Below are 437 nucleotides of genomic sequence, written 5' to 3'. Positions count from 1 at the left end.
GATAGCTCGCAGGGACGGTAAACAGGAGTTCGAGGAAATGAGGCACAAACGGAATTTGGAACGCACGGATGCGTATCAATGGCTGGCGTGGCGATTGGGTATCAGTTTCAGCCGCTGCCATTTCGGATGGTTTGAGGCGGATATGTGTGAACGGGCAGCGAATATATGCAGGAGGTTTAGGTGAGCAATAACAAAATAAAATGCGCAAAACGTAAATGCAGGCATATTCATTATGAAAACGAGAGAATAATGACTAATTCAAATGAATGCAGAGAGGCGTTTGAAAAATTTATGATAACTGAGTTTGGTTATCCCGCAGGTGCATTAAGTAAATATGACGATGGAAAATATTTCAATATACCTGCTCAGAATTATTGGGAAGCATTTCAAGCGGGATGGAAGCGAATCAGGAGAACAGAAATGAGCAATGATGTTAT

At 42.1% G+C, this 437-nt stretch carries 2 protein-coding genes; both read left to right on the top strand.

Features of this window, described 5'->3' with window-relative positions; translation table 11 throughout:
• Positions 1 to 184 (top strand): zinc-finger-containing protein (locus tag Xbed_RS19110; RefSeq protein WP_244182579.1); only part of this gene is annotated, 184 nt, incomplete at its 5' end.
• A partial coding sequence (locus Xbed_RS19105; RefSeq protein ID WP_139837575.1) for a hypothetical protein occupies positions 181 to 437 on the top strand: 257 nt, incomplete at its 3' end. The genes Xbed_RS19110 and Xbed_RS19105, both read left to right, overlap by 4 nt.

This window comes from Xenorhabdus beddingii (assembly GCF_002127545.1).
Lineage (GTDB): Bacteria > Pseudomonadota > Gammaproteobacteria > Enterobacterales > Enterobacteriaceae > Xenorhabdus > Xenorhabdus beddingii.
Note: the sequence above shows the minus strand (reverse complement) of the source record. Positions and strands in the feature narration are given on the sequence as shown.